This window comes from Micromonospora sp. NPDC051141 (genome assembly GCF_044455765.1).
In the GTDB taxonomy this organism is placed as follows: domain Bacteria; phylum Actinomycetota; class Actinomycetes; order Mycobacteriales; family Micromonosporaceae; genus Micromonospora.
This window is the reverse complement of sequence record NZ_JBITFD010000031.1, coordinates 1-20,774: the sequence shown is the minus strand read 5'-3', so window position 1 is coordinate 20,774 and position 20,774 is coordinate 1. Positions and strand designations below refer to the sequence as shown.

Below are 20,774 nucleotides of genomic sequence, written 5' to 3'. Positions count from 1 at the left end.
ACTGGCTTATCAAGCACCCTGTTGAGTTCTCAAAGAACAACCACACACCACACCGGAAACCCCCACCAGGAGGCCCCCGACCCGGGGCATTTCGTTCACATCCCCGCCGCTCTCGCGCCGGGCACTTTTACTACGTTACCCGGTGGTTTCCGCCGTGTCAAACCGGTGTTTGCCGGTTTGTCGTGCATCACCCTTTTGCCGGGCACCACGACTCGGCCGACTCGCGTCGGTCACGTCGAGGAATTCGGCAGGACGGCCGTTCGCGGTCTCCCGCTGACTCGTCCGTTTCCCTGCCGGCCGATAACCTTACCCGGTCGGTTCCGCCTCGCCAAATCCGCCTCCCGGCGGATCCGGGGCACCACCCGGTTTCCAGGTCCTGCGCTCCGGCCTCCCAGGTCTTTCGCCCTGTTCGTCCGTTCCGCGCTGGCAGAGAGAAAGTTACGCGCCCGACGGATTGATCGTCAAATCCGTCGGGCGCGTCCCCCGTCACATCGTCGACGGTCGACTATCCCCGCAGCTCAACACCCGCGAACGAGCGCTTCCCCCGGCGCAGCACCAGGTAGCGGCCGTGCAGCAGGTCGGCGTCGGAGACCGTCGCGTCGACCTCGGCGACCCGGACGTTGTTGACGTAGGCGCCGCCCTCGGCGATCACCCGCCGGGCCTCCTTCATGCTCGGGACCAGCCCCGACTCCTTGAGCAGGCCGGCCACGTCCGGCAGCGCGTCGACGGGCACGAGCCCCGCCTCGGCGAGCGCGGCCCGCAGCGTCTCCGGCGAGAGTTCGTCAAGCGCGCCCCGCCCGAACAGCGCCTGACTCGCCGCGATCGCCTGGGCCGTCTCCCGCTCGCCGTGCACCAGCGTGGTCAGCTCCTCGGCCAGGGCCCGCTGGGCCGCCCGCGCCTGCGGACGTTCGGCGGTGGCCTTCTCCAACTCCTCCAGTTCCGACCGGGAGCGGAAGCTGAAGTACCGCAGGTAACGGGTCACGTCGCGGTCGTCGGCGTTGAGCCAGAACTGGTAGAAGGCGTACGGGCTGGTCATCTCCGGGTCGAGCCAGACCGCGCCGGACTCGCTCTTGCCGAACTTGGTGCCGTCCGACTTGGTGACCAGCGGGGTGGTGAACGCCTGAACCGGGCCGGCGCCGCGCCGGCGGACGTAGTCCACGCCAGCGGTGATGTTGCCCCACTGGTCCGAGCCGCCGTACTGGAGCTGGCAGCCGTGCCGACGGTGCAGCTCGAAGAAGTCGTTGGCCTGGAGGAGCTGGTAGCTGAACTCGGTGTAGCTGATGCCGCTCTCCAGCCGGGCCTTGACCACCTCGCGGGCCAGCATCTTGTTCACCGGGAAGTGCTTGCCGACGTCCCGGAGGAACTCCACCACCGACATCTCGCCGGTCCACTCCAGGTTGTTGACCATGCGGGCCGCGTTGTCGCCGGTGTACGTGACGAACGGCGAGAGCTGGTCCCGGATGCGCTGGACCCAGCCGGCGATGACCTCCGGCGGGTTGAGCGTCCGTTCGGCACTCTCCTTGGGGTCACCGATCTGGCCGGTGGCGCCGCCGACCAGCAGCAGCGGCCGGTGCCCGGCGAGCTGGAGCCGGCGGGCGGTGACGACCTGCATGAGGTTGCCGACGTGCAGGCTGGGGGCGGTCGGGTCGAAGCCCACATAGAACGTGGCGCTCGGGCCGTCGAGCAGCGCGCGCAGCTCGTCGGGGCCGGTCGAGTCCTGGATCAGGCCCCGCCACAGCAGGTCTTCGGTCAGGGAGTCCCGCCCCGGCGGGAGGTTGCTGTCGGTCACGGTCACCGATTCTCCCCCATCCCCGGCCCGGGGCCGTACCGGGTTTGCCGACGGCGGCGGCGACTAGGCTGGCGGCGCCGTCGAGCGCGAGGAGGAACCAGGGTGCAGACACCGGACCTGACCGGGGGCTACGTGGCCCTGCTGGGGCTTGAGTTGGACGAGGCCAGCGCCGACCGGGTGGTGATCCGCTGGCGGGTCCGCCCGGAGCTGCACCAGCCGCACGGGATCCAGCACGGTGGGGTCTACTGCTCGGTGGTGGAGACCGCGGCCAGTGTCGGCGGCTCGCTCTGGCTGGGCGACCGGGGCCGGGTGGTCGGGGTGTCGAACCAGACCGACTTCCTGCGCGCGGTCCGGGACGGCGAGTTGACCGCGGTCGGCACGCCGGTGCACCGGGGCCGCAGCCAGCAACTGTGGCTGGTGGAGATCACCGACGGCGACGGCCGGCTGGTCGCCCGCGGGCAGGTGCGGTTGCAGAACCTGACCGCCGACTGACGACGGACTGCCCGATTCTCCCGATAACGGGGTACTGACGCCGATATCGTCGCGTCGATGAGACCAGCCGCGCCCGACCCGACGTGAGGAAGCTGCTCGCCGCCACGCTGGGCGTGCTCTCGGCCATCGGCGGTTTCGTCGACATCGGCGACCTGGTGGCGGCCAGCCAGGCCGGCGCGCTGTTCGGCATGGCCCACGCCTGGGTGCTACTGGTCGGGGTGGTGGGCATCTGCGCGTACGCGGACATGGCCGGCCGGATCGCGGCGGTGAGCGGCCGGGCGGTGTTCGACCTGGTCCGGGAGCGGCTCGGGCCCCGGGTCGCGTTGCTCAACCTGGTGGCGTCGTGGCTGGTCACGGTCGTGACGCTGGCCGCGGAGCTGGGTGGGGTGGCGCTGGCGCTCACGCTGGCCACCGGGCTCAGCCACCTGCTCTGGGTGCCGCTGGCCGCGCTGGCGGTCTGGCTGGTGCTGTGGCGGATGCGCTTCGAGCTGATGGAGCGGATCTTCGGCCTGGCCGGTCTGGCGCTGCTGGTCTTCGCGGTCGCGCTGGTGGCGTTGCCGACCGACTGGGCGGAACTCGGGCAGGGAGCCTGGCGGGTCAGCTCGGCCGGTCACGGTTGGCCGCTGTACTGGTTCGTGGCGGTGGCGCTGTTCGCGTCCACGGTCAGCCCGTACGAGGTCTTCTTCTTCTCCTCGGGCGGGGTGGAGGAGCGGTGGAGCCCGGCCGACCTGGCGCGCGCCCGGTCGAACGTGCTGATCGGCTTCCCGGTGGGCGGCTTCCTGGCGTTGTCGCTGGTCGCCGTGGCGACGGTGGCCTACCACCCGTCCGACGCGTCCCTGACCTCGCTCGACCAGGTGGCGCGGCCGGTGGCGACCGCGCTCGGCGGCGCCGGTCTGGTCGCCGCCGTGCTGGCGTTCTTCGCGGTGACGTTCGGCGCGGCGCTGGAGACCGGCCTGTCGGCGGCGTACGCGGCGGCGCAGTACTTCGGCTGGCAGTGGGGCAAGCGGGTCAGCCCGCGGGAGGCGGCCCGGTTCCACAGCGTGCTGCTGCTCGGGCTGCTGCTCGGTGTGGTGATGCTGATGACGACCGTGGACCCGGTCCGGCTGACCGAGTACATGCTGGTGCTGAGCGCGGTGGTGCTGCCGCTGACCTACCTGCCGATCCTGGTGGTGGCCAACGACCGCACCTACCTCGGGGACCGGGTCAACGGGTGGTGGGCGAACCTGCTCGGCGCCGTGTTCCTGCTGCTCATCGTCGCCGCCTCGGTGGCGGCGATCCCACTGGCGATCATGACGGGGATGGGACGATGAGGGTCCAGCTCGCCAAGCAACTGCTCGACCGGCAGATCGTCGACGCCGAGGGCCGGCTGGTGGGACGCGTGGACGACATCGCGTTCGCGGTGGACGGGGCGGGCTACCCGTACGTGGACAGCCTGCTCACCGGCCAGGGCGCGCTCGGGGAGCGGATCGGCGGCCGGGTCGGGCGGCTGCTGGTGGCGGTCGCCGACCGGTTCACCGAGGATCCGCCGGTGCCGCCGTTGCGGGTGCCGCTGGCGGTGGTGGCCCGGGTGGACAGCGCGGTACGGCTGCGCTGCCGGGCGGCGGAGCTGCCGTCCTCACCGGTGGAGTCGTGGCTGCGCCGCCACCTGATCGAACGGATCCCGGGGTCGAACCGTGCGAGCGGGTGAACTGCTCGGGCGCACCGCGTACGACCTGCACGGGCGGCGGTTGGGCCGGGTGGTGGACGTGGTGGTGCGCGGGGGCTGGCCGCCGGAGCGGCTGCGGATCGCCGACGTGATCGTGGCCGGTCACTGGTGGACCCGGGTGACCAGTCGGCTGATCGGGCCGGAGCTGCATCCGGCCGGGCCGTGGCTGCTGCGGGCGATCGCCCGGCTGGTGGGGCGCAGCACCCACCAGGTGCCGGCCGACGCGGTGCGGCTGCATCCGCCGGTGCCCGGCTTCCCGTTCGGCCCACCCGCCGACCCGCGCTGAGCCGGCTTCCGCGCAGCGGGCGGCGGAACCGTCAGCGGCGGGCCTCGTCGAGTTCCGGGGTGTCCGCCGGGTCGGCGTCGTCGGCCGGCTCGGCGCCGTCGGTGTCGTCGCCGTTGTTCCGCTCGCGGCGGGGACGGCGGCGCAGGCGTACCTCGACGATGGCGCGCTGGTCCACGCCGGCCACGGTCAGCTCCCAGCCGTCCACGGCGACCTGCTCCCCCGCCACGGTCGGGATGTGCCCGAGGCAGATCAGCACCAGCCCGGCGACGGTCGTGTAGTCGCCGGCGGGTCGGTTGGGCAGGTCGACCCCGAGATCGGTGAGGTCGTGCACCGGGAAGGTGCCGGGCAGCACCAGCGTGCCGTCCGCCTCGGTGTGGACCGCCTGGAGGTCGCGGTCGGTCTCGTCGTAGATCTCGCCGACGATCTCTTCGAGGATGTCCTCCAGCGTCACGATGCCGTCGACCGCGCCGCGTTCGTCCACCACCAGCGCGATGTGTTGGCGTTCGGCCTTGAACTGGCGCAGCGCGTCGACCACGGGCAGCGAGTCGGGCAGCAGCATCGGCGGGCGGGCGATCTCGTCGACCGGCCGGTCGTCGGGGACGCCGACCAGGTCGCGCAGGTGGATGACGCCGACCGCGTCGTCCAGGCCGCCGTGCCGGACCACCGGCGCCCGGGAGTGCCCGGTCGCCGCCAGGACCAGCCGCGCGGCCTCCGCGGTGGTTCCGCTGTCGAGCGTGAAGACCTGCAACCGGGGTACGAGGACGGCCCGCAACTGCCGGTCGGCGATCTCCACCGCGCCGGCGATGATGGTGCGTTGCTCCTTGGTGAAGCCGTGGTTGCCGGCCACGATGTCGCGCAGCTCGTCCGGGCCGATCTCCTCCGGCTCGTGCTTCGGGTCGAGACCGAACAGGCGGACCACCATGTCGCTGGTGGCGCCGAGCAGCCAGACCGCCGGCCGGGTGAGGCTGGCCAGCACGTCCAGCGGTCGGGCCACCACCAGCGCCCAGCGCTCGGCGGACTGCATGGCGATGCGCTTGGGCGCCAGCTCGCCGAAGACCAGCGTGACGAACGTGAGCACCAGGGTGACCGCGACGATGGCGACCGTCTCGGCGGCGTCGCCGAAGACGCCGAGCAGCGGCACCAGCGGGCGGGCCAGGGAGACGGCCGCGGCGGCGGAGGCGAGGAAGCCGGCGAGGGTGATCCCGATCTGGATGGTGGCGAGGAACCGGTTCGGGTCCTTGGCCAGCCGGGCGAGGGTGCGGCCGGCGCGGCTGCTGCGCTCCAGCCGTTGCAGTTGGCTGTCCCGTAGCGACACCAGGGCCATCTCGCTGCCGGCGAACGCCGCGTTGACGATGACCAGCACCCCGACCAGGGCCAACTGGCTCCAGTAGCTCTGCACGACCGGTTGTCTCCCTCGACCCGATCCGGGTCGGCCGATGGCCGACTCGCCGGCCGGCAGACCCGGTCGGCGTGGCCCCTCTGTGCCCCGCCGGCTCGTGCCTGAATCCTGTGCTTCTGCTGACCGGACAGATTCTTGCGCGCTCCGCATATTTGCGTGCCACGCATGTTTTGCTACGGTCGGTGGGTGAGCGGACTGCGGGAACGCAAAAAGGCGGCGACCAGAGCGGCGCTGAGCTGGGCGGCCATCCGCCTGACCGTGACGCGCGGCTACGACGCCGTGCTGGTGGAGGACATCGCGCAGGCCGCCGGCGTGTCCCCCCGGACGTTCAACAACTACTTCGGCAGCAAGGCGGAGGCGATCTCCGCCCGACACCTGGACCGCAGCCGCCGCGTGGTGGACGCGCTCCGCGCCCGACCGGCCGGCGAGCCGCTCTGGCGCGCGATCGAGGCGGCGTTCCTCACCTCGTGGGCGCCCGGGCCGGAGGTCGAGCAGTCACCACCGGGCGCCCACGACGAGTGGGTCGCCGGGCTGCGGGTGATGCTCGCCGAGCCGGCGTTACAGGGCGAGATGCTGCGGGCCGGCGCGGTCGCCGCCGCCGAGCTGGCCGAGGCCGTCGCGGAGCGCACCGGCACGGACGCCGGCCGCGATCTCTATCCGCACCTGGTGGCCGCCGCGGTCAACGCGGGCGTCGGCGCGGCCATGCGGCACTTCCTCCGCGCCGAGCACCCCGAGCCGATGGAGCGGCTGCTCTCCGACGCGCTGGCCCAGCTCGCCGCCGGGCTGCCCCCGCCGCGTTGACCCACCCCGCCCCGTGAGAAGGGGCCCCTTCTCGACCGGAGCCGTCAACAGGGGGCCCGGCCTTTCATCCCTGGGAGGTTTTGCGGTGATTGAGGTGCTTGTGGTGGGGGCGGGGCCCAACGGGCTCATGCTCGCCGTCGAGTTGGCGCTGGCGGGGGTCCAGCCCGTGGTGTGTGACCGGCTGACCGCGCCGACCACCGAGAACCGGGCGAACGGGCTGGTCGGCCAGGTCGTCCGGATGCTCGACCGGCGCGGCCTGCACGAGCGCCTCGCCGGCTCCGCCGCGCCGCCACGACCGACGCCCGGGTTCGTCTTCGGCGCGTTGCCGCTGGATCTGACCGCCGTCGCGGACAACCCGATGTACGGGCTGGCGGTGCCCCAGCGGCAGGTCGAGCGGGTGCTCGCCGAACGGGTCGCCGAACTGGGCGTGCCGGTCCGCCGCGGGTGCGAGGTGACCGGGCTGCGGCAACGCTCCGACGCGGTGGAGGTCGACTTCGCCGACGGCGCCACGCTCGACTGCCGCTACCTGGTGGGCGCGGACGGCGGACGCAGCACGGTCCGGAAGCTGGCCGGCATCGGCTTCCCCGGGATCACCACGGACCGGTCCGTCTCGCGTACCGCCCAGGTCGGCGTGCCGCCAGAGCTGGTCGACCCGACCACCGGCGGTCTCGTCGCGCCCGGGTACGGGGTCGTGCCGCCGTTCCAGCACACCCGCACCGAGCACGGGCTGATCGTCTGGGCGCCGTTTCCCGACCGGGCGCCCCTGGTCAGCACCGTCGAGTGGCCGGCGACGCCGGAGGCGGACACGCCGCTGACGCTCGACGGGGTGCGGGCCAGCGTGGCCCGGGTGCTCGGGGTCGAGGTGCCGCTCGGTCCGCCGGACGGGCCCGGGCCGCACCTGCTGCGCCGCCTGGCCGGCGGCAACACCCGGCTCGCCGAGCGCTACCGGGCCGGCCGGGTGCTGCTGCTCGGCGACGCCGCCCACGTCCACTCCGCGATCGGCGGGCCGGGGCTGAACCTCGGCCTCCAGGACGCGGTGAACCTCGGCTGGAAGCTGGCCGCGCGGCTGCACGGCTGGGCCCCGGACGGGTTGCTCGACACGTACGAGGCCGAACGCCGACCGGCGGCCCGGCGGGTGACCATGTCGACCCAGGCCCAGTCCGCGCTGATCGCGCCGGGCACCGAGGTCACCGCGCTGCGCGAACTCGTCGGCGAGCTGCTCGCCCGGCCGGACAACGCCGGGCAGGTGGCCGCGCTGATGGCCGGCGCGGACGTCCGCTACGACCCGGGACCGGACGGGCCGCCGGTCGGCACCTGGGCGCCGGACCTGGTGGTGCAGACCGACACCGGGCCGGTGCGGCTGGCCGAGCTGACCCGGGACGCGCGCCCGCTGCTGCTCGACGGCACCGGCACGCTGGGCGGGACCGCCGGGCCGTGGCGGGACCGGGTCGACGTGGTCGACGGCCGGCTGGCGGGCACCGCCTCGACCGCGCTGCTGCTGCGCCCCGACTGCTACCTGGCCTGGGCGTCCGAGGCGTCGGCACCGGACCGGGACGGGCTGCGCGCCGCGCTCACCCGCTGGTTCGGCCGGCCCCGCGACCACGCGAGCGCGCCGGCTGACCCGGCTCAGGCCGGGGCGGGCAGGTCCAGCACGTACGCGCCGCCCTCCGGGCGGAAGCCGAGCCGGTGGTAGTAGGGGGCGACCATGCCGGGCGGGCTGACCACCCGGCGGAAACCCCGGTCGGTGAACAGCCGGCTGCGCCGGTAGACGAACTCGCCGGGGGTGAAGTCGCGAAACGGTGGGGTCACGTAGTCCAGGTCGATCTGGGCCACCCCGCCGGCCTCGGCGTGCGACACCATCACACCGACCACCTCGTCGGCGCGGACCACCAGGAACGCCGAGCGGTCGGCGTCGGCCGGGTCCCAGCGGAACGCCGGGTTGAAGCGGGCGATGTCGGTGGCGTGCACCCGCAGCGTGTGGGCCAGGAACGCGTCGCCGGTGCCCACCTCCACCACCTGGTAGGTCTGCTCGTCGTGCCGGGTGGCCAGCAGCTTGCGCAGGTACCACACGTTGATCACGGTGAGCACCACGTTCAGCCCGACCATCGGCCACACGTGCAGCGCGGCGTTGTAGCCGATCAGGATCAGGCAGCCGACCAGGTTGAGCGCGCGCAGCCGCAGGATGCGCGTCTGCAGCAGGGACCAGACCAGCAGCGCGGAGCCGGCCCAGCCGACGAGTTCCAGCCAGTTCACCCCGGGGACACTAGTGGTCGCGCTGGTCAGGCGCCTCGGCGGGCAGCTCCAGCACCCACTCCTCGACCTCGACGCCGCGGCCGGGAGCGTACCCCGCGTCCTCGCCGACGACGACGAAGCCGCACTTGCGCAGCACCGCGAGCGAGGCGGCGTTGTCCTTCGCGGCGCGGGCCCGCACCGGCCGCTGCGGCAGCTCCCGCAGCAGCGCGGCGAGCCCGGCGGTGGCGTGGCCGCGCCCCCAGCACTCCGGGTTGATCCAGTAGCTGACCTCGGTCTGGTCGTCGACCGGGAACGCCGCCACGTGGCCGACCACCTCGCCACCGGCGACGATCGTGCGGTTGACGATGCGCCCGTCGGCGCGGATCCGCGCCCAGTGCGCGTCGAACGCGGCCCGGTCCGCCGGGTCCTTCGGACCGAACGCGGCCATCCAGTTGGCCTGCGGGTCCTGCTCGTGGGCGAAGAAGGCGGGCAGGTCGTCGTCCCGGACCGGACGGATTTCCACAGCGGAGGTCACGGCCGGCAACGATACGCCGACCCACCGACACCGTTCGGGACCTCCGGCCCGTCCCGGGTCCCGTCCGGCCCTGCCGGCCCGGCCGGCCGGACCGATACCAAGGAGGAGGAACCACGCAGCCGAGGAGGCCGGACCATGCGAAAGTACGTCTACGACTTCATCGAGGGTGACCGGAGCCGGGCCGACCTGCTCGGTGGCAAGGGCGCCAACCTGGCCGAGATGACCCGGCTCGGGTTGCCGGTGCCGCCCGGGTTCACCGTCACCACCGACGCGTGCCGCGCCTACCTGGCCACCGGCACGCCCCCGGACGGGCTGTACGAGGAGATCAACGCGCACCTGCGCCAGGTCGAGGCCCGGTTGGACCGGCGGCTCGGTGACCCGGACGACCCGCTGCTGCTGGCGGTCCGCTCCGGCGGCCGGTACTCGATGCCGGGCATGATGGAGACGATCCTCGACATCGGGCTCAACGACGTCACGGTGGCCGGGCTGGCCGCCCACGCCGGCGACGAGCGGTTCGCCTGGGACTCGTACCGCCGGTTGATCCAGATGTTCGGGCACACCGTGCACGGCATCCCGGCCGAGGAGTTCGCGCACGAGCTGGCCGCGGTGCGGGCCACCGCCGGGCCGGGCGGGCCGAACGCGGAGCAGCTCCGCGATCTGGTCGACACGTACAAGAAGATCTTCATCCGGCACGTCGGGCACGACTTCCCGCAGGCGCCGCACGAACAGCTCTTCCTCGCCGTCGGCGCGGTCTTCTCCTCCTGGCGCTCCGAGCGGGCCCGGGTCTACCGGCGGCAGGAGCGGATCCCGGACGACCTGGGCACCGCCGTCAACGTGATGGCCATGGTCTTCGGCAACCTCGGCCCGGACTCCGGCACCGGGGTGGCGTTCACCCGCGACCCGGCCACCGGCGCGCCCGGCGTGTACGGCGACTACCTGACCGACGCGCAGGGCGAGGACGTGGTGTCCGGCATCCGCAACACGGTGCCGCTGACCGAGCTGGACCGGCTGGACCCGGCGAGCTTCCACCGGCTGCGGCAGATCATGGCGACGCTGGAACGGCACTACCGCGACCTGTGCGACGTGGAGTTCACCATCGAACGCGGGCGGCTGTGGATGTTGCAGACCCGGGTCGGCAAGCGCACCGCCGCCGCCGCGTTCGTGATCGCCGCGCAGCTCGCCGACGAGGGGCTGATCACCGCCGACGAGGCGCTGACCCGGGTGACCGGGGCGCAGCTCGCCCAGCTCATGTTCCCCGCGTTCGACACCGACGGGGCGGCCCCGCCGCTGGCGGTCGGGGTGGGCGCCTCGCCGGGCGCGGCGGTCGGCCGGGTGGTCTTCGACTCCGCCGCCGCGGCGGCGGCCGACGGGCCGGTGATCCTGGTCCGCCCGGAGACCAACCCGGACGACCTGCCCGGCATGATCGCCGCGGCCGGCGTGCTCACCTCGCGCGGCGGGAAGACGTCGCACGCCGCCGTGGTGGCCCGCGGGATGGGCCGGACCTGCGTGTGCGGGGCGGAGGCGCTGCGCATCGACGTCGACCGCGGCGAGTTCACGGTCGGTGACCGGGTGGTGCGGGCCGGCGAGCTGATCTCGATCGACGGCACCTCCGGGCGGATCTGGCTCGGCGAGGTGCCGGTGCAGCCGTCGCCGGTGGCCCGGTACCTGGCCGGCGAGCTGCGCCCGGAGAGCGACCCGCTGGTGGCCGCCGTGCACCGCCTGCTCGGGCACGCCGACGCGGTACGCACGCTGGGTGTCCGGGCCAACGCGGACACCCCGGAGGACGCCCGCCGGGCCCGCCGGCTCGGCGCCGCCGGCATCGGGCTGTGCCGGACCGAGCACATGTTCCTCGGCGCGCGCCGGGCCCTCGTCGAGCGGCTGATCCTCGCCGACGGGCCGGCGGAACGGGACGCGGCGCTGGACGCGCTGCTGCCGTTGCAGCGGGCCGACTTCGAAGGGCTGCTCGCCGCGATGGACGGGCTGCCGGTCACGGTCCGGCTGCTCGATCCGCCGCTGCACGAGTTCCTGCCCCCGCTGGCGGAGCTGACCGCCCGGGTGGCCCGCGCGCAGGCGCGTGGCGAGGACCCGGGCCGGGACGCCACGCTGCTGGCCGCGGTGCGCCGGATGCACGAGGCGAACCCGATGCTGGGGCTGCGCGGCGTCCGCCTCGGGTTGGTGGTTCCGGGGCTGTTCGCCATGCAGGTGCGGGCGCTGACCGAGGCCGCCGCGCAGCGGCGGCGGGCCGGCGGCGACCCGCGCCCGGAGATCATGGTGCCGCTGGTCGGGGACGTCCGCGAACTGGCCGCGGTGGCCGACGAGGCACGACGCGTGCTGGCCGAGGTGGAAGGCGCGCCGGAGATCCCGATCGGCACCATGGTCGAGACGCCCCGCGCCGCGCTGACCGCCGGGGAGATCGCCGCCGAGGCGCACTTCTTCTCGCTGGGCACCAACGACCTGACGCAGACCACCTGGGCGTTCTCCCGGGACGACGTGGAGGGGTCGTTCTTCCCCGCGTACCTGGCCCGGGGGATCTTCGGAGTCTCGCCGTTCGAGCGCCTCGACGTCGCCGGCGTGGGGCGACTGGTCCGGCTGGCCGTCGCCGAGGGCCGGGCGGCCCGCCCCGGGCTGACCGTCGGCGTCTGCGGCGAGCACGGCGGCGACCCGGACTCGATCGCGTTCTTCGCCGCCGCCGGGCTCGACTACGTCTCCTGCTCGCCGTACCGGGTGCCGGTGGCGCGGCTGGCCGCCGGCCGGGTCGCCGTCGCGGCCGGCACCGACTCGTCCGACTCCCGCTAGGAGGGCAGCGCCATGACCGCCATCTTCAACCCGACCGGCCTGAGCACGGTTCCGCCGCTCCCCCGGCCCGCGCCGCCGGCGCCGGCCCCCGACCCGACCCTCGACCCGGCCCCGGTGCCGACGCCCGCCCAGGCCCAGGCCGAGGCACCGGCACCGGGGCCGGGTCCGACGGCGGTGGGCCCCGGGGCGGTGGGCTCCGGGGCTGCGGATCCGACGGCGGTGGGCTCCGGGGCGGTGGGACCGGTGCTGGAACTGCCCGGCGCGCCGGGCACGGCGCTGGTGCCGGTGACCCACGCCGGCCGTCCGGTCGGGGCGTTCGTCCTGACCGACGGCCGGGTCCGCTACCGGCGGGTGACCGACCCGGACCACCTCGTCGCAGCCGCCACCGGCGCGTTCGCGGTGGCCGCGCTCACCGCCGCCGTGGCCGTCTGGTCCCGGCGCCGCCCACCGGCGGTGCACACGGTCACCATGGGCCCCGGCGGCTGGCTCAGCCTGCGCGGCGCGTCCCTCCCCCGCCCCCGCCCCGACACCCGCCCCTGCTGGGCCCGCCTGCTGCGGGCCCACCCCCTTCCCCGCTGACCACAGCCCTCCGAGCGCGTCGACCATGACGTTGGCGGCGATGTGGATCTCCGATCCGGCCGCCAACGTCATGATCGTGCGAGCGGGGCGTAGGTCCCGAGGGTGGGGACCGAGGGCTCTGCCGGGCCGGGGCGCGCGGCGGAAGGGTGGAGGTGGAAGGTCGGGCGGAACCGAGGGAGTGACCATGAACGGCAACCAGCGCACCGTGGACCCGTGGCGGGACTTCCGGGACGGACCGTGGCGCGAGACCATCGACGTCGCCGACTTCGTCCACCGCAACCACGAGCCCTACCTCGGGGACGCGTCGTTCCTGACCGGACCGACCGAGCGGACGCTCGCGGTCTGGGACCGGCTGCGCGCCATGTTCCCCGAGGAGCGACGGCGCGGCGTGTACGACATCGACGCGGCCACCCCGTCCACCATCACCGCGCACGCGCCCGGCTACGTGGACCGGGAGCGGGAGCTGATCGTCGGGCTCCAGACCGACGCGCCGCTGCGCCGGGCGATCATGCCGGCCGGCGGGCTGCGGATGGTGGAGACGGCGCTGCGGGCGTACGGGCGGGAACCCGACCCGCGGGTGCACGAGATCTTCACCCGGTACCGCCGCACCCACAACGACGCGGTCTTCGACGCGTACCCGGAGGCGGTGCTCGCCGCCCGGCGCTCGCACATCGTCACCGGGCTGCCCGACGCGTACGGGCGGGGTCGGATCATCGGCGACTACCGCCGGGTGGCGCTGTACGGCGTGGACCGGCTGATCGAGGAACGCCGCGCCCACCGGGCGGCGCTGGACGGCCGGCGCAGCACCGACGACGTGATCCGGGACCGGGAGGAACTGGCCGAGCAGGTCCGGGCGCTCGGCGAGCTGAAGGAGATGGCCGCGGGGTACGGCTTCGACATCTCCCGGCCCGCCGCCACCGGCCAGCAGGCGATCCAGTGGCTGTACTTCGCCTACCTGGCGGCCACGAAGGAGCAGAACGGCGCGGCCATGTCGCTCGGCCGCACCGCCGGCTTCGTCGACACCTACCTGCGGCGGGACATCGCCGAGGGGCGGCTGGACGAGACCGGCGCGCAGGAACTGGTCGACGACTTCGTGATCAAGCTGCGGATCATCCGCTTCCTCCGCACCCCCGAGTACGACCAGCTCTTCTCCGGCGACCCGACCTGGGTCACCGAGTCGCTCGGCGGGATGGGCGCGGACGGCCGGCCGCTGGTCACCCGCACCACGTTCCGCTACCTCCAGACGCTCTACAACCTCGGTCCGGCGCCCGAGCCGAACCTGACGGTGCTCTGGTCGCCCCGGCTGCCCGAGGGTTTCAAGCGGTTCTGCGCGCAGGTGTCGCTGGACACCAGCGCCATCCAGTACGAGAACGACGAGCTGATCCGTCCGGCGTACGACGACGACACCGCGATCGCCTGCTGCGTGTCGGCCATGCGGGTCGGGCGGGACATGCAGTTCTTCGGCGCCCGGGCGAACCTGGCCAAGGCGCTGTTGTACGCGATCAACGGCGGTCGGGACGAGCTGACCGGGGAGCAGGTCGCCCCGCCCACCCCGCCGGTCGGCGGCGAGACGCTCGACCACGACGAGGTGCTGACCGCGTACGACCGGACGTTGGACTGGCTGGCGCAGACGTACGTGGACGCGCTGAACGTGATCCACCACCAGCACGACAGGTACGCGTACGAGCGGCTGGAGATGGCGCTGCACGACCACCCGGTGCGCCGGTTCATGGCCACCGGCGTCGCCGGCCTCTCGGTCGCCGTGGACAGCCTGTCGGCCATCCGGTACGGCCGGGTCAAGGTGCTGCGCGACGAGACCGGCCTGGCCGTCGACTACGCGGTCGAGGGCGAGTTCCCGACCTACGGCAACGACGACGACCGGGCCGACGAGATCGCGGTGTGGCTGGTCGAGACGTTCGCGGCGAAGCTGCGCCGGCAGCGCACCTACCGCGACGCCGAGCTGACCATGTCGGTGCTCACCATCACGTCCAACGTGGTCTACGGCAAACACACCGGCAACACGCCGGACGGGCGGCGGGCCGGCGAGCCGTTCGCGCCGGGCGCGAACCCGATGAACGGCCGGGACACCCACGGCCTGGTCGCCGCCGCGCTGTCGGTGGCGAAGCTGCCGTACGACGCGGCCCGCGACGGCATCTCGCTGACCGGCACGGTCACCCCGGACGGCCTCGGGCACACCCGCGAGGAGCGGATCGCCAACCTGGCCGGGGTGCTCGACGGGTACGCCGACGCCGGCGGGTTCCACCTCAACGTGAACGTGCTGGACCGCGCCACGCTGCTCGACGCGATGGCCCACCCGGAGCGGTACCCGCAGCTCACCGTCCGGGTCTCCGGGTACGCGGTGAACTTCGTCCGGCTCACGCCGGAGCAGCAGCGGGACGTGGTGTCCCGGACGTTCCACGGGTCGCTGTGACCGGCCGGCCGCCGGTGGCGCCGGGCGCGGCGCCACCGGCCCTCGACGGGGCGGTGCACTCCTGGGACACCTCGATCGGGGTGGACGGGCCGGGCACCCGGTTCGTGGTCTTCCTCGCCGGCTGCCCGCTGCGCTGCCGGTACTGCCACAGCCCGGACACCTGGTACGCCCGCAGCGGCCGGCGGCGCACGGTGGACGAGATGGTCGCCACCATCGCCCGGTACCGCCGGTTCGTCCAGGTGGCCGGCGGCGGCGTCACGGTCAGCGGCGGCGAGCCGCTGTTGCAGCCCCGCTTCACCGGGGAGCTGCTGCGCCGCTGCCACGCGCTCGGCCTGCACACCGCGCTGGACACGTCCGGCTTCCTCGGCGACCGGGCCGACGAGGCGCTGCTGGACGCCACCGACCTGGTGCTGCTGGACGTCAAGGCCGGGCGCCCGGAGACGTACCGCCGGGTCACCGGCACCGGCCGGCTCGCGCCGACGCTGCGCTTCGCCCGGCGGCTGGCCGACCGGGGCACGCCGATGTGGATCCGGTACGTGCTGGTGCCGGGCCTGACCGACGCGGTCGACGAGGTGGCCCGGGTGGCGGACGTGGCCGCCGGGCTGACCGGTGTGGAACGCGTCGAGGTGCTGCCGTTCCACCGGCTCGGCGCGCACAAGTACGCCGAGCTGGGCCTCGCCTTCCCGCTCGCCGACACCGCGCCGCCGGACCCGGAGCTGCTCACCCGGGTCCGCGGTCAGTTCGCCGAGCGCGGCCTCACCGTCACCTGACCTCCGGCGGCGCGGAGCCGCCCGGCGGTCCCGGCCCGCACTACGATGGCGGCATGTCGACCGCACACCGCACGTCGCGTCTCCGGAGCCTGGTCGCGACCGGCGCGCGGACCACCGGCGCGCAGGCCACCGGCGTAGGAACCATCGGCGCGCAGGCCACCGGCGTAGGAACCATCGGCGCGCAGGCCACCGGCGCCCAGGCGACCGGGGCACGGGCCCTCGGCGGTACGGCCGTGGGCGCGCTGGCGGTGGGCGCGCTGGCGCTCGGCGCCGTGTCGGTGGGCGCGCTCGTGATCGGCCGGCTGGTGGTGCGCCGCGCGGTGGTCCGCGAGCTGCGCATCGGTCGACTCGAGGTGGACGAGCTGGTGATCCGGCGCGACTCCGCCGCCGGGTGAGTCAGCCCGCCGCGGACGTCGGATAGCCGTACAGGTCGAGCAGGCGCACCCGGGACGCCTGGAGCCGGTCCACCACGACGCTCATGAACCGGGCGGTGAGCTGCCGGCCCAGCGTGTCGTCGGAGCCCATCAGCCGGCGTACCCCCTCGGCGGAGAACTCCACCGCCGTGCTGCGCCGGGTGGCCACCGCGCCGAACTGCCAGCGGTAGGGCGGGAACAGCCAGGACCAGCCGAGCACCCCGCCCGCGCCGATCGTCTCGATCCCCACGTCGCCGCGACCCGGCACCGGGAAGTCCAGCGCCACCTGGCCGTCCCGGACCAGCCAGAACCGCTCGGCCGGCTGCCCGGCCCGGAACAGCCGGTGCCCCGGGTGCCAGGCCACCGGGCGGGCGTAGCCGGTGAGCGGCGGCAGCCACTCCTCCGGCAGCCCGGCCAGGAACGGGTGCACGCGGAGCATCTCCAGCGGGGTCATCGCGCCTCCACGATCGACAGGTGGGAGCCGGCACTCCAGTGAACCCCACCGCGCCGCGATCCGGCAGGGCCGATGGTCCCGCGCCGCGCGGGCGGTCGCCTCTGCCCCGCCGCGTCGGCCCGGTCCAGGCTGGAGGTGGACCGAAGGAGGACGTGATGACCGACAGATCCGGCGCCCCCGTCGTGGTGGGCGTGGATGGTTCCCCGTCAGCGCTGGACGCGGTCCGGCTGGCCGCGCGGGAGGCGGCGTCGCGGCGCCGGCCGTTGCGGGTGGTGCACGCGTTCCGGTGGCAGCCGGTCGGCACCCCGCTCGGCCCGGTCGCCGTCGTGCTCCCCGACGACGAGGTGCGGCGGGAGGCCGGGAAGCTGGTCGCCGAGGCGGTCGAGGAGGCCCGCAAGATCGACGCGGACCTCGCGGTGACCGGCACGGTGACCGACGGCGGTCCGGTCACGGTGCTGCTGCGGGAGAGCCGCGACGCGGCGCTGCTCGTGCTGGGCCACCGCGGTCTGGGCGGCTTCGCCGAGCTGCTGGTCGGCTCCGCGGCGGTGCAGCTCTCCGCCCGCGCCGACTGTCCGGTGCTGGTCAGCCGGGGCGAGGCCCGCGCCACCGGCCCGGTGGTGGTCGGCGTGGACGGCTCGCCGGTGTCGGACGAGGCGGTGGGCTTCGCGTTCGCCGAGGCGGCGCGGCGCGGCGCCGAACTGGTCGTCGTGCACACCTGGCTGTACCCGCCACCGGTCGGCCTCCGCGAGGCGTACGGCGACGTCATGCCCCTGCGGTACGACGCGCGGCAGCTCCGGGCCGACGAGGAGCGGGTGCTCGCGGAGGCGGTGGCCGGCTGGTCCGAGCGCTACCCGGAGGTCACCGTGCGGCCGAGGCTGGTGGCCGCCGCGTCGCCGGCCGGGGTGCTTGTCGAGGAGTCCGGCGCGGCGCAGCTCACCGTGGTCGGCGCGCACGGCCGGGGCAGCCTGGGCGGGCTGCTGCTCGGCTCGGTCAGCCACGCGGCGCTGCACCACTGCCGCAGCCCGCTGGCCGTCGTCCGGCACCCCCGGGGCTGACGTGACCGCGCCGGCCGCCCGACAGCCGGGCCCGCCCGCCGCGTTCGCGGCGGGCGGGGCTGCGCCGGACCGGGCCGGGCGTGGCGGCGCCCGCTCGCGGGACGGCTGACGGCCACAATGGCCTGAGTCGACCGGAGGGATCATCCGATGAACCGACCCGTCGTGGCGGGGGTGGACGGGTCGCCGTCCAGCCTCACCGCCGCCGACCAGGCCGCCGTGGCCGCCGTCGCACGCGCCCGGCCGCTGCTGCTGGTGCACGGCTACCTGCACCCGCTCGGCTACGGCGTGCCGCTCAACCCGTACGACCTCGGGGTGCCCGCGCCCACCGAGGAGGCGGAGAAGATGCTCGAACGGGTCGCCGCCGAGCTGACCGGCCGGCACCCCGGGCTGCGGGTGGAGGCGCGGCAGGTCGCCGGCGGGCCCGGCGCGACGCTGGTCGAGGAGTCCCGCCGGGCGGAGCTGGTGGTGGTGGGCAGCCGGGGGGTGGGCGGCTTCGCCGGGTTGCTGCTCGGCTCGGTCGGCGCGCAGCTCGCCCAGCACGGGCACTGTCCGGTGCTCGTGGTGCGGCCGGCGGAGCAGCCGATCCCGGTCGACGGTCCGGTGCTGGTCGGGGTGGACGGCTCCGAGTCCGCCGCGTACGCCGTCGAACTCGCCGCGGACGAGGCCGACCGCCGGGACGCGGAGCTGGTGCTGACGCACGTACGCGCGCCGGAGCGCGGCGCGCCGGCCCCGGAGGTCGCGGCCGAGGCGACCACCGCGGAGCAGGCCGAGGCGGCCGAGCTGCTCGGCGCCGCTGCCGCTCGGGTCCGGGTGGCCCACCCGGAGCTACGGGTGACCGAACGCCCCGTCGTCGCCGCGTCCCCGGAGACCGCGCTGCGGGACGCGAGCGCCGACGCGTCGCTGGTGGTGGTCGGTTCCCGGGGCCGGGGTGGCTTCACCGGGTTGCTGCTCGGCTCGGTCAGCCAGGCCCTGGTGCAGCACGCCCACTGCCCGGTGCTGATCGCCCGTCGGCCGGAGCCGGCCGGCGACTGACGCCGGCCGGCGGACGCCGGGCGAGCCCGATCAGGTCGGGTCGTGGCCGGCCAGCAGCGCGGCGAAGTCGGTGGTGAGGGCGAACGGGTCGGCCGGCCCGGACGCGGCCGGGCGGCGGTCCACCTGCTCGGCCAGCTCGGCCGCGGCGCGCCGGATCCGGGCCCGCAACGCGCTGTCGCCGTCGTCGCCGGCCCAGTCCTCGGGCGCGGCGAAGACCGCCGTCGGCAGCACCACCGCCCGCAGGTAGGCGAACATCGGCCGGACGGCGTGCTCCAGCGCGAGCGAGTGCCGCGCGGTGCCGCCGGTCGCCCCGACGAGCACCGGCGTGCCGGCCAGCGCGTCGCGGTCCACCACGTCGAAGAAGGACTTGAACAACCCGTTGTAGGACGCGTTGAAGATCGGGGTGACGGCGATCAGACCGTCCGCCGCCGCGACGGCGTCAAGCGTGCGGCGCAGGGCGGCGGGCGCGAAGCCGGTCAGCAGGTGGTTCACCACGTCGTGGGCGTGCTCACGCAGGTCCACCGGGCGCAGCTCCACGTCGGCCCCCCGGCCGACCAGGTCGTCGCGGGCGGTCGCGGCGAGCTGGTCGGCGAGCAGACGGGTGGATGAGGGCTGGCCGAGACCGGCCGAGACGACCGCGAGGGTACGCCGGGTCATCGCGCCTCCTCCTCCGGGCTCGTCGCGGCGTCCCGGGCGGCCAGCAGGGCGGCGTGGGTGGGCGCCTCCGGCACGTGCACCGGACGCATCGAGTCGAACTCCTTGCGCAGCACCGGGACCACCTCCTCGCCCAGCAGGTCGAGCTGCTCCAGCACCGTCTTCAGCGGCAGGCCGGCGTGGTCCATCAGGAAGAGCTGCCGCTGGTAGTCGCCGACGTACTCGCGGAAGCCCAGCGTCCGGTCGATGACCTGCTGCGGGCTGCCGACGGTCAGCGGCGTCTCCCGGGTGAACTCCTCCAGCGACGGGCCGTGCCCGTAGACCGGGGCGTTGTCGAAGTACGGCCGGAACTCGCGCACCGCGTCCTGCGAGTTGCGGCGCATGAAGACCTGCCCGCCGAGCCCGACGATCGCCTGGTCCGGCGAGCCGTGGCCGTAGTGCGCGAACCGCTCCCGGTAGAGGCCGACCATCCGCTCGGTGTGCTCCCTGGGCCAGAAGATGTGGTTGGCGAAGAAGCCGTCGCCGTAGTACGCGGCCTGCTCGGCGATCTCCGGGCTGCGGATCGAGCCGTGCCAGACGAACGGCGGTACGCCGTCGAGCGGACGCGGGGTCGAGGTGAACGACTGGAGCGGGGTGCGGAACCGGCCCTTCCAGTCGACCACGTCCTCGCGCCACAGCCGGTGCAGCAGGTCGTAGTTCTCGATCGCGAGGGGGATGCCGTTGCGGATGTCCTGCCCGAACCACGGGTAGACCGGGCCGGTGTTGCCGCGACCCATCATCAGGTCCACCCGGCCGTCGGCCAGGTGCTGGAGCATCGCGTAGTCCTCGGCGATCTTGACCGGGTCGTTGGTGGTGATCAGCGTGGTCGAGGTGGACAGGATCAGCCGCTCGGTGCGGGCCGCGATCCAGCCGAGCATGGTGGTGGGCGACGACGGCACGAACGGCGGGTTGTGGTGCTCACCGGTGGCGAAGACGTCCAGACCGACCTCTTCGGCCTTCAGCGCGATGGTGGTCATGGCCTTGATCCGGTCACGCTCGGACGGCAGCCGCCCGGTGGTCGGGTCGACGGTGACGTCACCGACGGTGAAGATTCCGAACTGCATGACCAGCTCCTCGGGTGAGATCCGGACCGGCCGGCCCGGCATCGTCCCGCACAACCTATTTGACGCGTCAACTATTCCAGAACCCGCCCCCTCCATCGATCTTGCGGTTGCGGTCCCCGCAACGCCCTTTTCATCCCGTTATCGGGGGGCGACAACTGCAAGATCTGTGAAGGTGTTTGTCAAGCGGTGGCTTCGAGGGTGCGCCAGATTTGGCGGGCTATGTAGCGTTTGAGGCTGCGGGTGATCTC

General features: G+C 74.2%; 20 protein-coding genes. 13 read left to right on the top strand and 7 right to left on the bottom strand.

Annotated features, from left to right (window positions below; translation table 11 throughout):
• Window positions 1-505: 505 nt before the first annotated feature.
• The gene (tyrS, locus tag ACIA6B_RS32260; RefSeq protein WP_396779238.1) at window positions 506-1,789 is read right to left on the bottom strand and encodes a tyrosine--tRNA ligase; all 1,284 of its coding nucleotides are present in this window, start codon (window positions 1,787-1,789) and stop codon (window positions 506-508) included.
• 102 nt (window positions 1,790-1,891) lie between these two features.
• Between tyrS and ACIA6B_RS32255 the strand changes: the two genes are divergently transcribed.
• From ACIA6B_RS32255 to ACIA6B_RS32240, 4 genes are all read left to right on the top strand, one after another.
• A complete protein-coding gene (locus ACIA6B_RS32255) occupies window positions 1,892-2,281 on the top strand; it encodes a PaaI family thioesterase (protein ID WP_396779236.1) in 390 nt (129 codons plus the stop codon).
• 83 nt (window positions 2,282-2,364) lie between these two features.
• Entirely contained in the window at window positions 2,365-3,591 is a 1,227-nt protein-coding gene (locus ACIA6B_RS32250; protein ID WP_396779234.1) for an NRAMP family divalent metal transporter, read from the top strand.
• Window positions 3,588-3,968 (top strand): hypothetical protein, encoded by a 381-nt coding sequence (locus tag ACIA6B_RS32245; RefSeq protein ID WP_396779232.1) that lies wholly within the window; start codon window positions 3,588-3,590, stop codon window positions 3,966-3,968. Before ACIA6B_RS32250 ends, ACIA6B_RS32245 begins: the two co-directional genes overlap by 4 nt.
• Window positions 3,955-4,272, top strand: a complete 318-nt coding sequence (locus ACIA6B_RS32240) for a PRC-barrel domain containing protein (RefSeq protein WP_396779230.1) — start codon at window positions 3,955-3,957, stop codon at window positions 4,270-4,272. Before ACIA6B_RS32245 ends, ACIA6B_RS32240 begins: the two co-directional genes overlap by 14 nt.
• Window positions 4,273-4,303: 31 nt before the next feature.
• Here ACIA6B_RS32240 and ACIA6B_RS32235 read toward each other — a convergent pair whose 3' ends face one another.
• Entirely contained in the window at window positions 4,304-5,671 is a 1,368-nt protein-coding gene (locus ACIA6B_RS32235; RefSeq protein ID WP_396779228.1) for a hemolysin family protein, read from the bottom strand.
• 186 nt (window positions 5,672-5,857) lie between these two features.
• Here ACIA6B_RS32235 and ACIA6B_RS32230 point away from each other — a divergent pair, with 186 nt between their 5' ends.
• Together ACIA6B_RS32230 and ACIA6B_RS32225 are read left to right on the top strand one after the other, a co-directional pair.
• Window positions 5,858-6,472 (top strand): TetR family transcriptional regulator, encoded by a 615-nt coding sequence (locus ACIA6B_RS32230; protein WP_396779226.1) that lies wholly within the window; start codon window positions 5,858-5,860, stop codon window positions 6,470-6,472.
• A gap of 85 nt (window positions 6,473-6,557) precedes the next feature.
• The gene (locus ACIA6B_RS32225) at window positions 6,558-8,165 is read left to right on the top strand and encodes an FAD-dependent monooxygenase (protein WP_396779224.1); all 1,608 of its coding nucleotides are present in this window, start codon (window positions 6,558-6,560) and stop codon (window positions 8,163-8,165) included.
• Here the strand turns inward: ACIA6B_RS32225 and ACIA6B_RS32220 are convergent.
• Complete coding sequence (locus ACIA6B_RS32220; RefSeq protein ID WP_107160163.1) at window positions 8,099-8,725, bottom strand: hypothetical protein; 627 nt, start codon at window positions 8,723-8,725, stop codon at window positions 8,099-8,101. The two genes, ACIA6B_RS32225 and ACIA6B_RS32220, sit on opposite strands and share 67 nt — an antisense overlap.
• A gap of 10 nt (window positions 8,726-8,735) precedes the next feature.
• Window positions 8,736-9,239 (bottom strand): GNAT family N-acetyltransferase, encoded by a 504-nt coding sequence (locus tag ACIA6B_RS32215; RefSeq protein ID WP_396779221.1) that lies wholly within the window; start codon window positions 9,237-9,239, stop codon window positions 8,736-8,738.
• A 135-nt stretch (window positions 9,240-9,374) separates the two neighbouring features.
• Between ACIA6B_RS32215 and ppdK the strand changes: the two genes are divergently transcribed.
• The 5 genes from ppdK (at window position 9,375) to ACIA6B_RS32190 (ending at window position 16,210) form a co-directional block, all read left to right on the top strand.
• Window positions 9,375-12,035 (top strand): pyruvate, phosphate dikinase, encoded by a 2,661-nt coding sequence (gene ppdK / locus ACIA6B_RS32210; protein ID WP_396779219.1) that lies wholly within the window; start codon window positions 9,375-9,377, stop codon window positions 12,033-12,035.
• Between the two features lie 12 nt (window positions 12,036-12,047).
• A complete protein-coding gene (locus ACIA6B_RS32205) occupies window positions 12,048-12,614 on the top strand; it encodes a hypothetical protein (protein WP_396779217.1) in 567 nt (188 codons plus the stop codon).
• Window positions 12,615-12,798: 184 nt separating this feature from the next.
• On the top strand, window positions 12,799-15,045 hold the full coding sequence (gene pflB, locus ACIA6B_RS32200) for a formate C-acetyltransferase (protein ID WP_396779215.1): 2,247 nt from the start codon (window positions 12,799-12,801) through the stop codon (window positions 15,043-15,045).
• Entirely contained in the window at window positions 15,042-15,815 is a 774-nt protein-coding gene (gene pflA, locus ACIA6B_RS32195; protein WP_396779213.1) for a pyruvate formate-lyase-activating protein, read from the top strand. The genes pflB and pflA overlap by 4 nt, the downstream gene beginning before the upstream one ends.
• A 53-nt stretch (window positions 15,816-15,868) precedes the next feature.
• The gene (locus ACIA6B_RS32190) at window positions 15,869-16,210 is read left to right on the top strand and encodes a hypothetical protein (RefSeq protein ID WP_396779211.1); all 342 of its coding nucleotides are present in this window, start codon (window positions 15,869-15,871) and stop codon (window positions 16,208-16,210) included.
• 1 nt (window position 16,211) lies between these two features.
• Here the strand turns inward: ACIA6B_RS32190 and ACIA6B_RS32185 are convergent, their stop codons facing one another.
• Window positions 16,212-16,682, bottom strand: a complete 471-nt coding sequence (locus ACIA6B_RS32185) for a cyclic nucleotide-binding domain-containing protein (RefSeq protein ID WP_396779209.1) — start codon at window positions 16,680-16,682, stop codon at window positions 16,212-16,214.
• A gap of 155 nt (window positions 16,683-16,837) precedes the next feature.
• On the opposite strand from ACIA6B_RS32185, the gene ACIA6B_RS32180 reads away from it, so the two are divergent.
• Both ACIA6B_RS32180 and ACIA6B_RS32175 read left to right on the top strand, forming a co-directional pair.
• Window positions 16,838-17,737, top strand: coding sequence for a universal stress protein (locus ACIA6B_RS32180; RefSeq protein WP_396779207.1), 900 nt, complete (start codon window positions 16,838-16,840; stop codon window positions 17,735-17,737).
• A gap of 147 nt (window positions 17,738-17,884) precedes the next feature.
• Entirely contained in the window at window positions 17,885-18,769 is an 885-nt protein-coding gene (locus ACIA6B_RS32175) for a universal stress protein (protein ID WP_396779205.1), read from the top strand.
• Window positions 18,770-18,799: 30 nt separating this feature from the next.
• Here ACIA6B_RS32175 and ACIA6B_RS32170 read toward each other — a convergent pair whose 3' ends face one another.
• A complete protein-coding gene (locus ACIA6B_RS32170) occupies window positions 18,800-19,426 on the bottom strand; it encodes a CE1759 family FMN reductase (protein WP_396779203.1) in 627 nt (208 codons plus the stop codon).
• A complete protein-coding gene (locus ACIA6B_RS32165) occupies window positions 19,423-20,526 on the bottom strand; it encodes an LLM class flavin-dependent oxidoreductase (protein WP_396779201.1) in 1,104 nt (367 codons plus the stop codon). Before ACIA6B_RS32165 ends, ACIA6B_RS32170 begins: the two co-directional genes overlap by 4 nt.
• Between the last annotated feature and the right edge of the window lie 248 nt (window positions 20,527-20,774).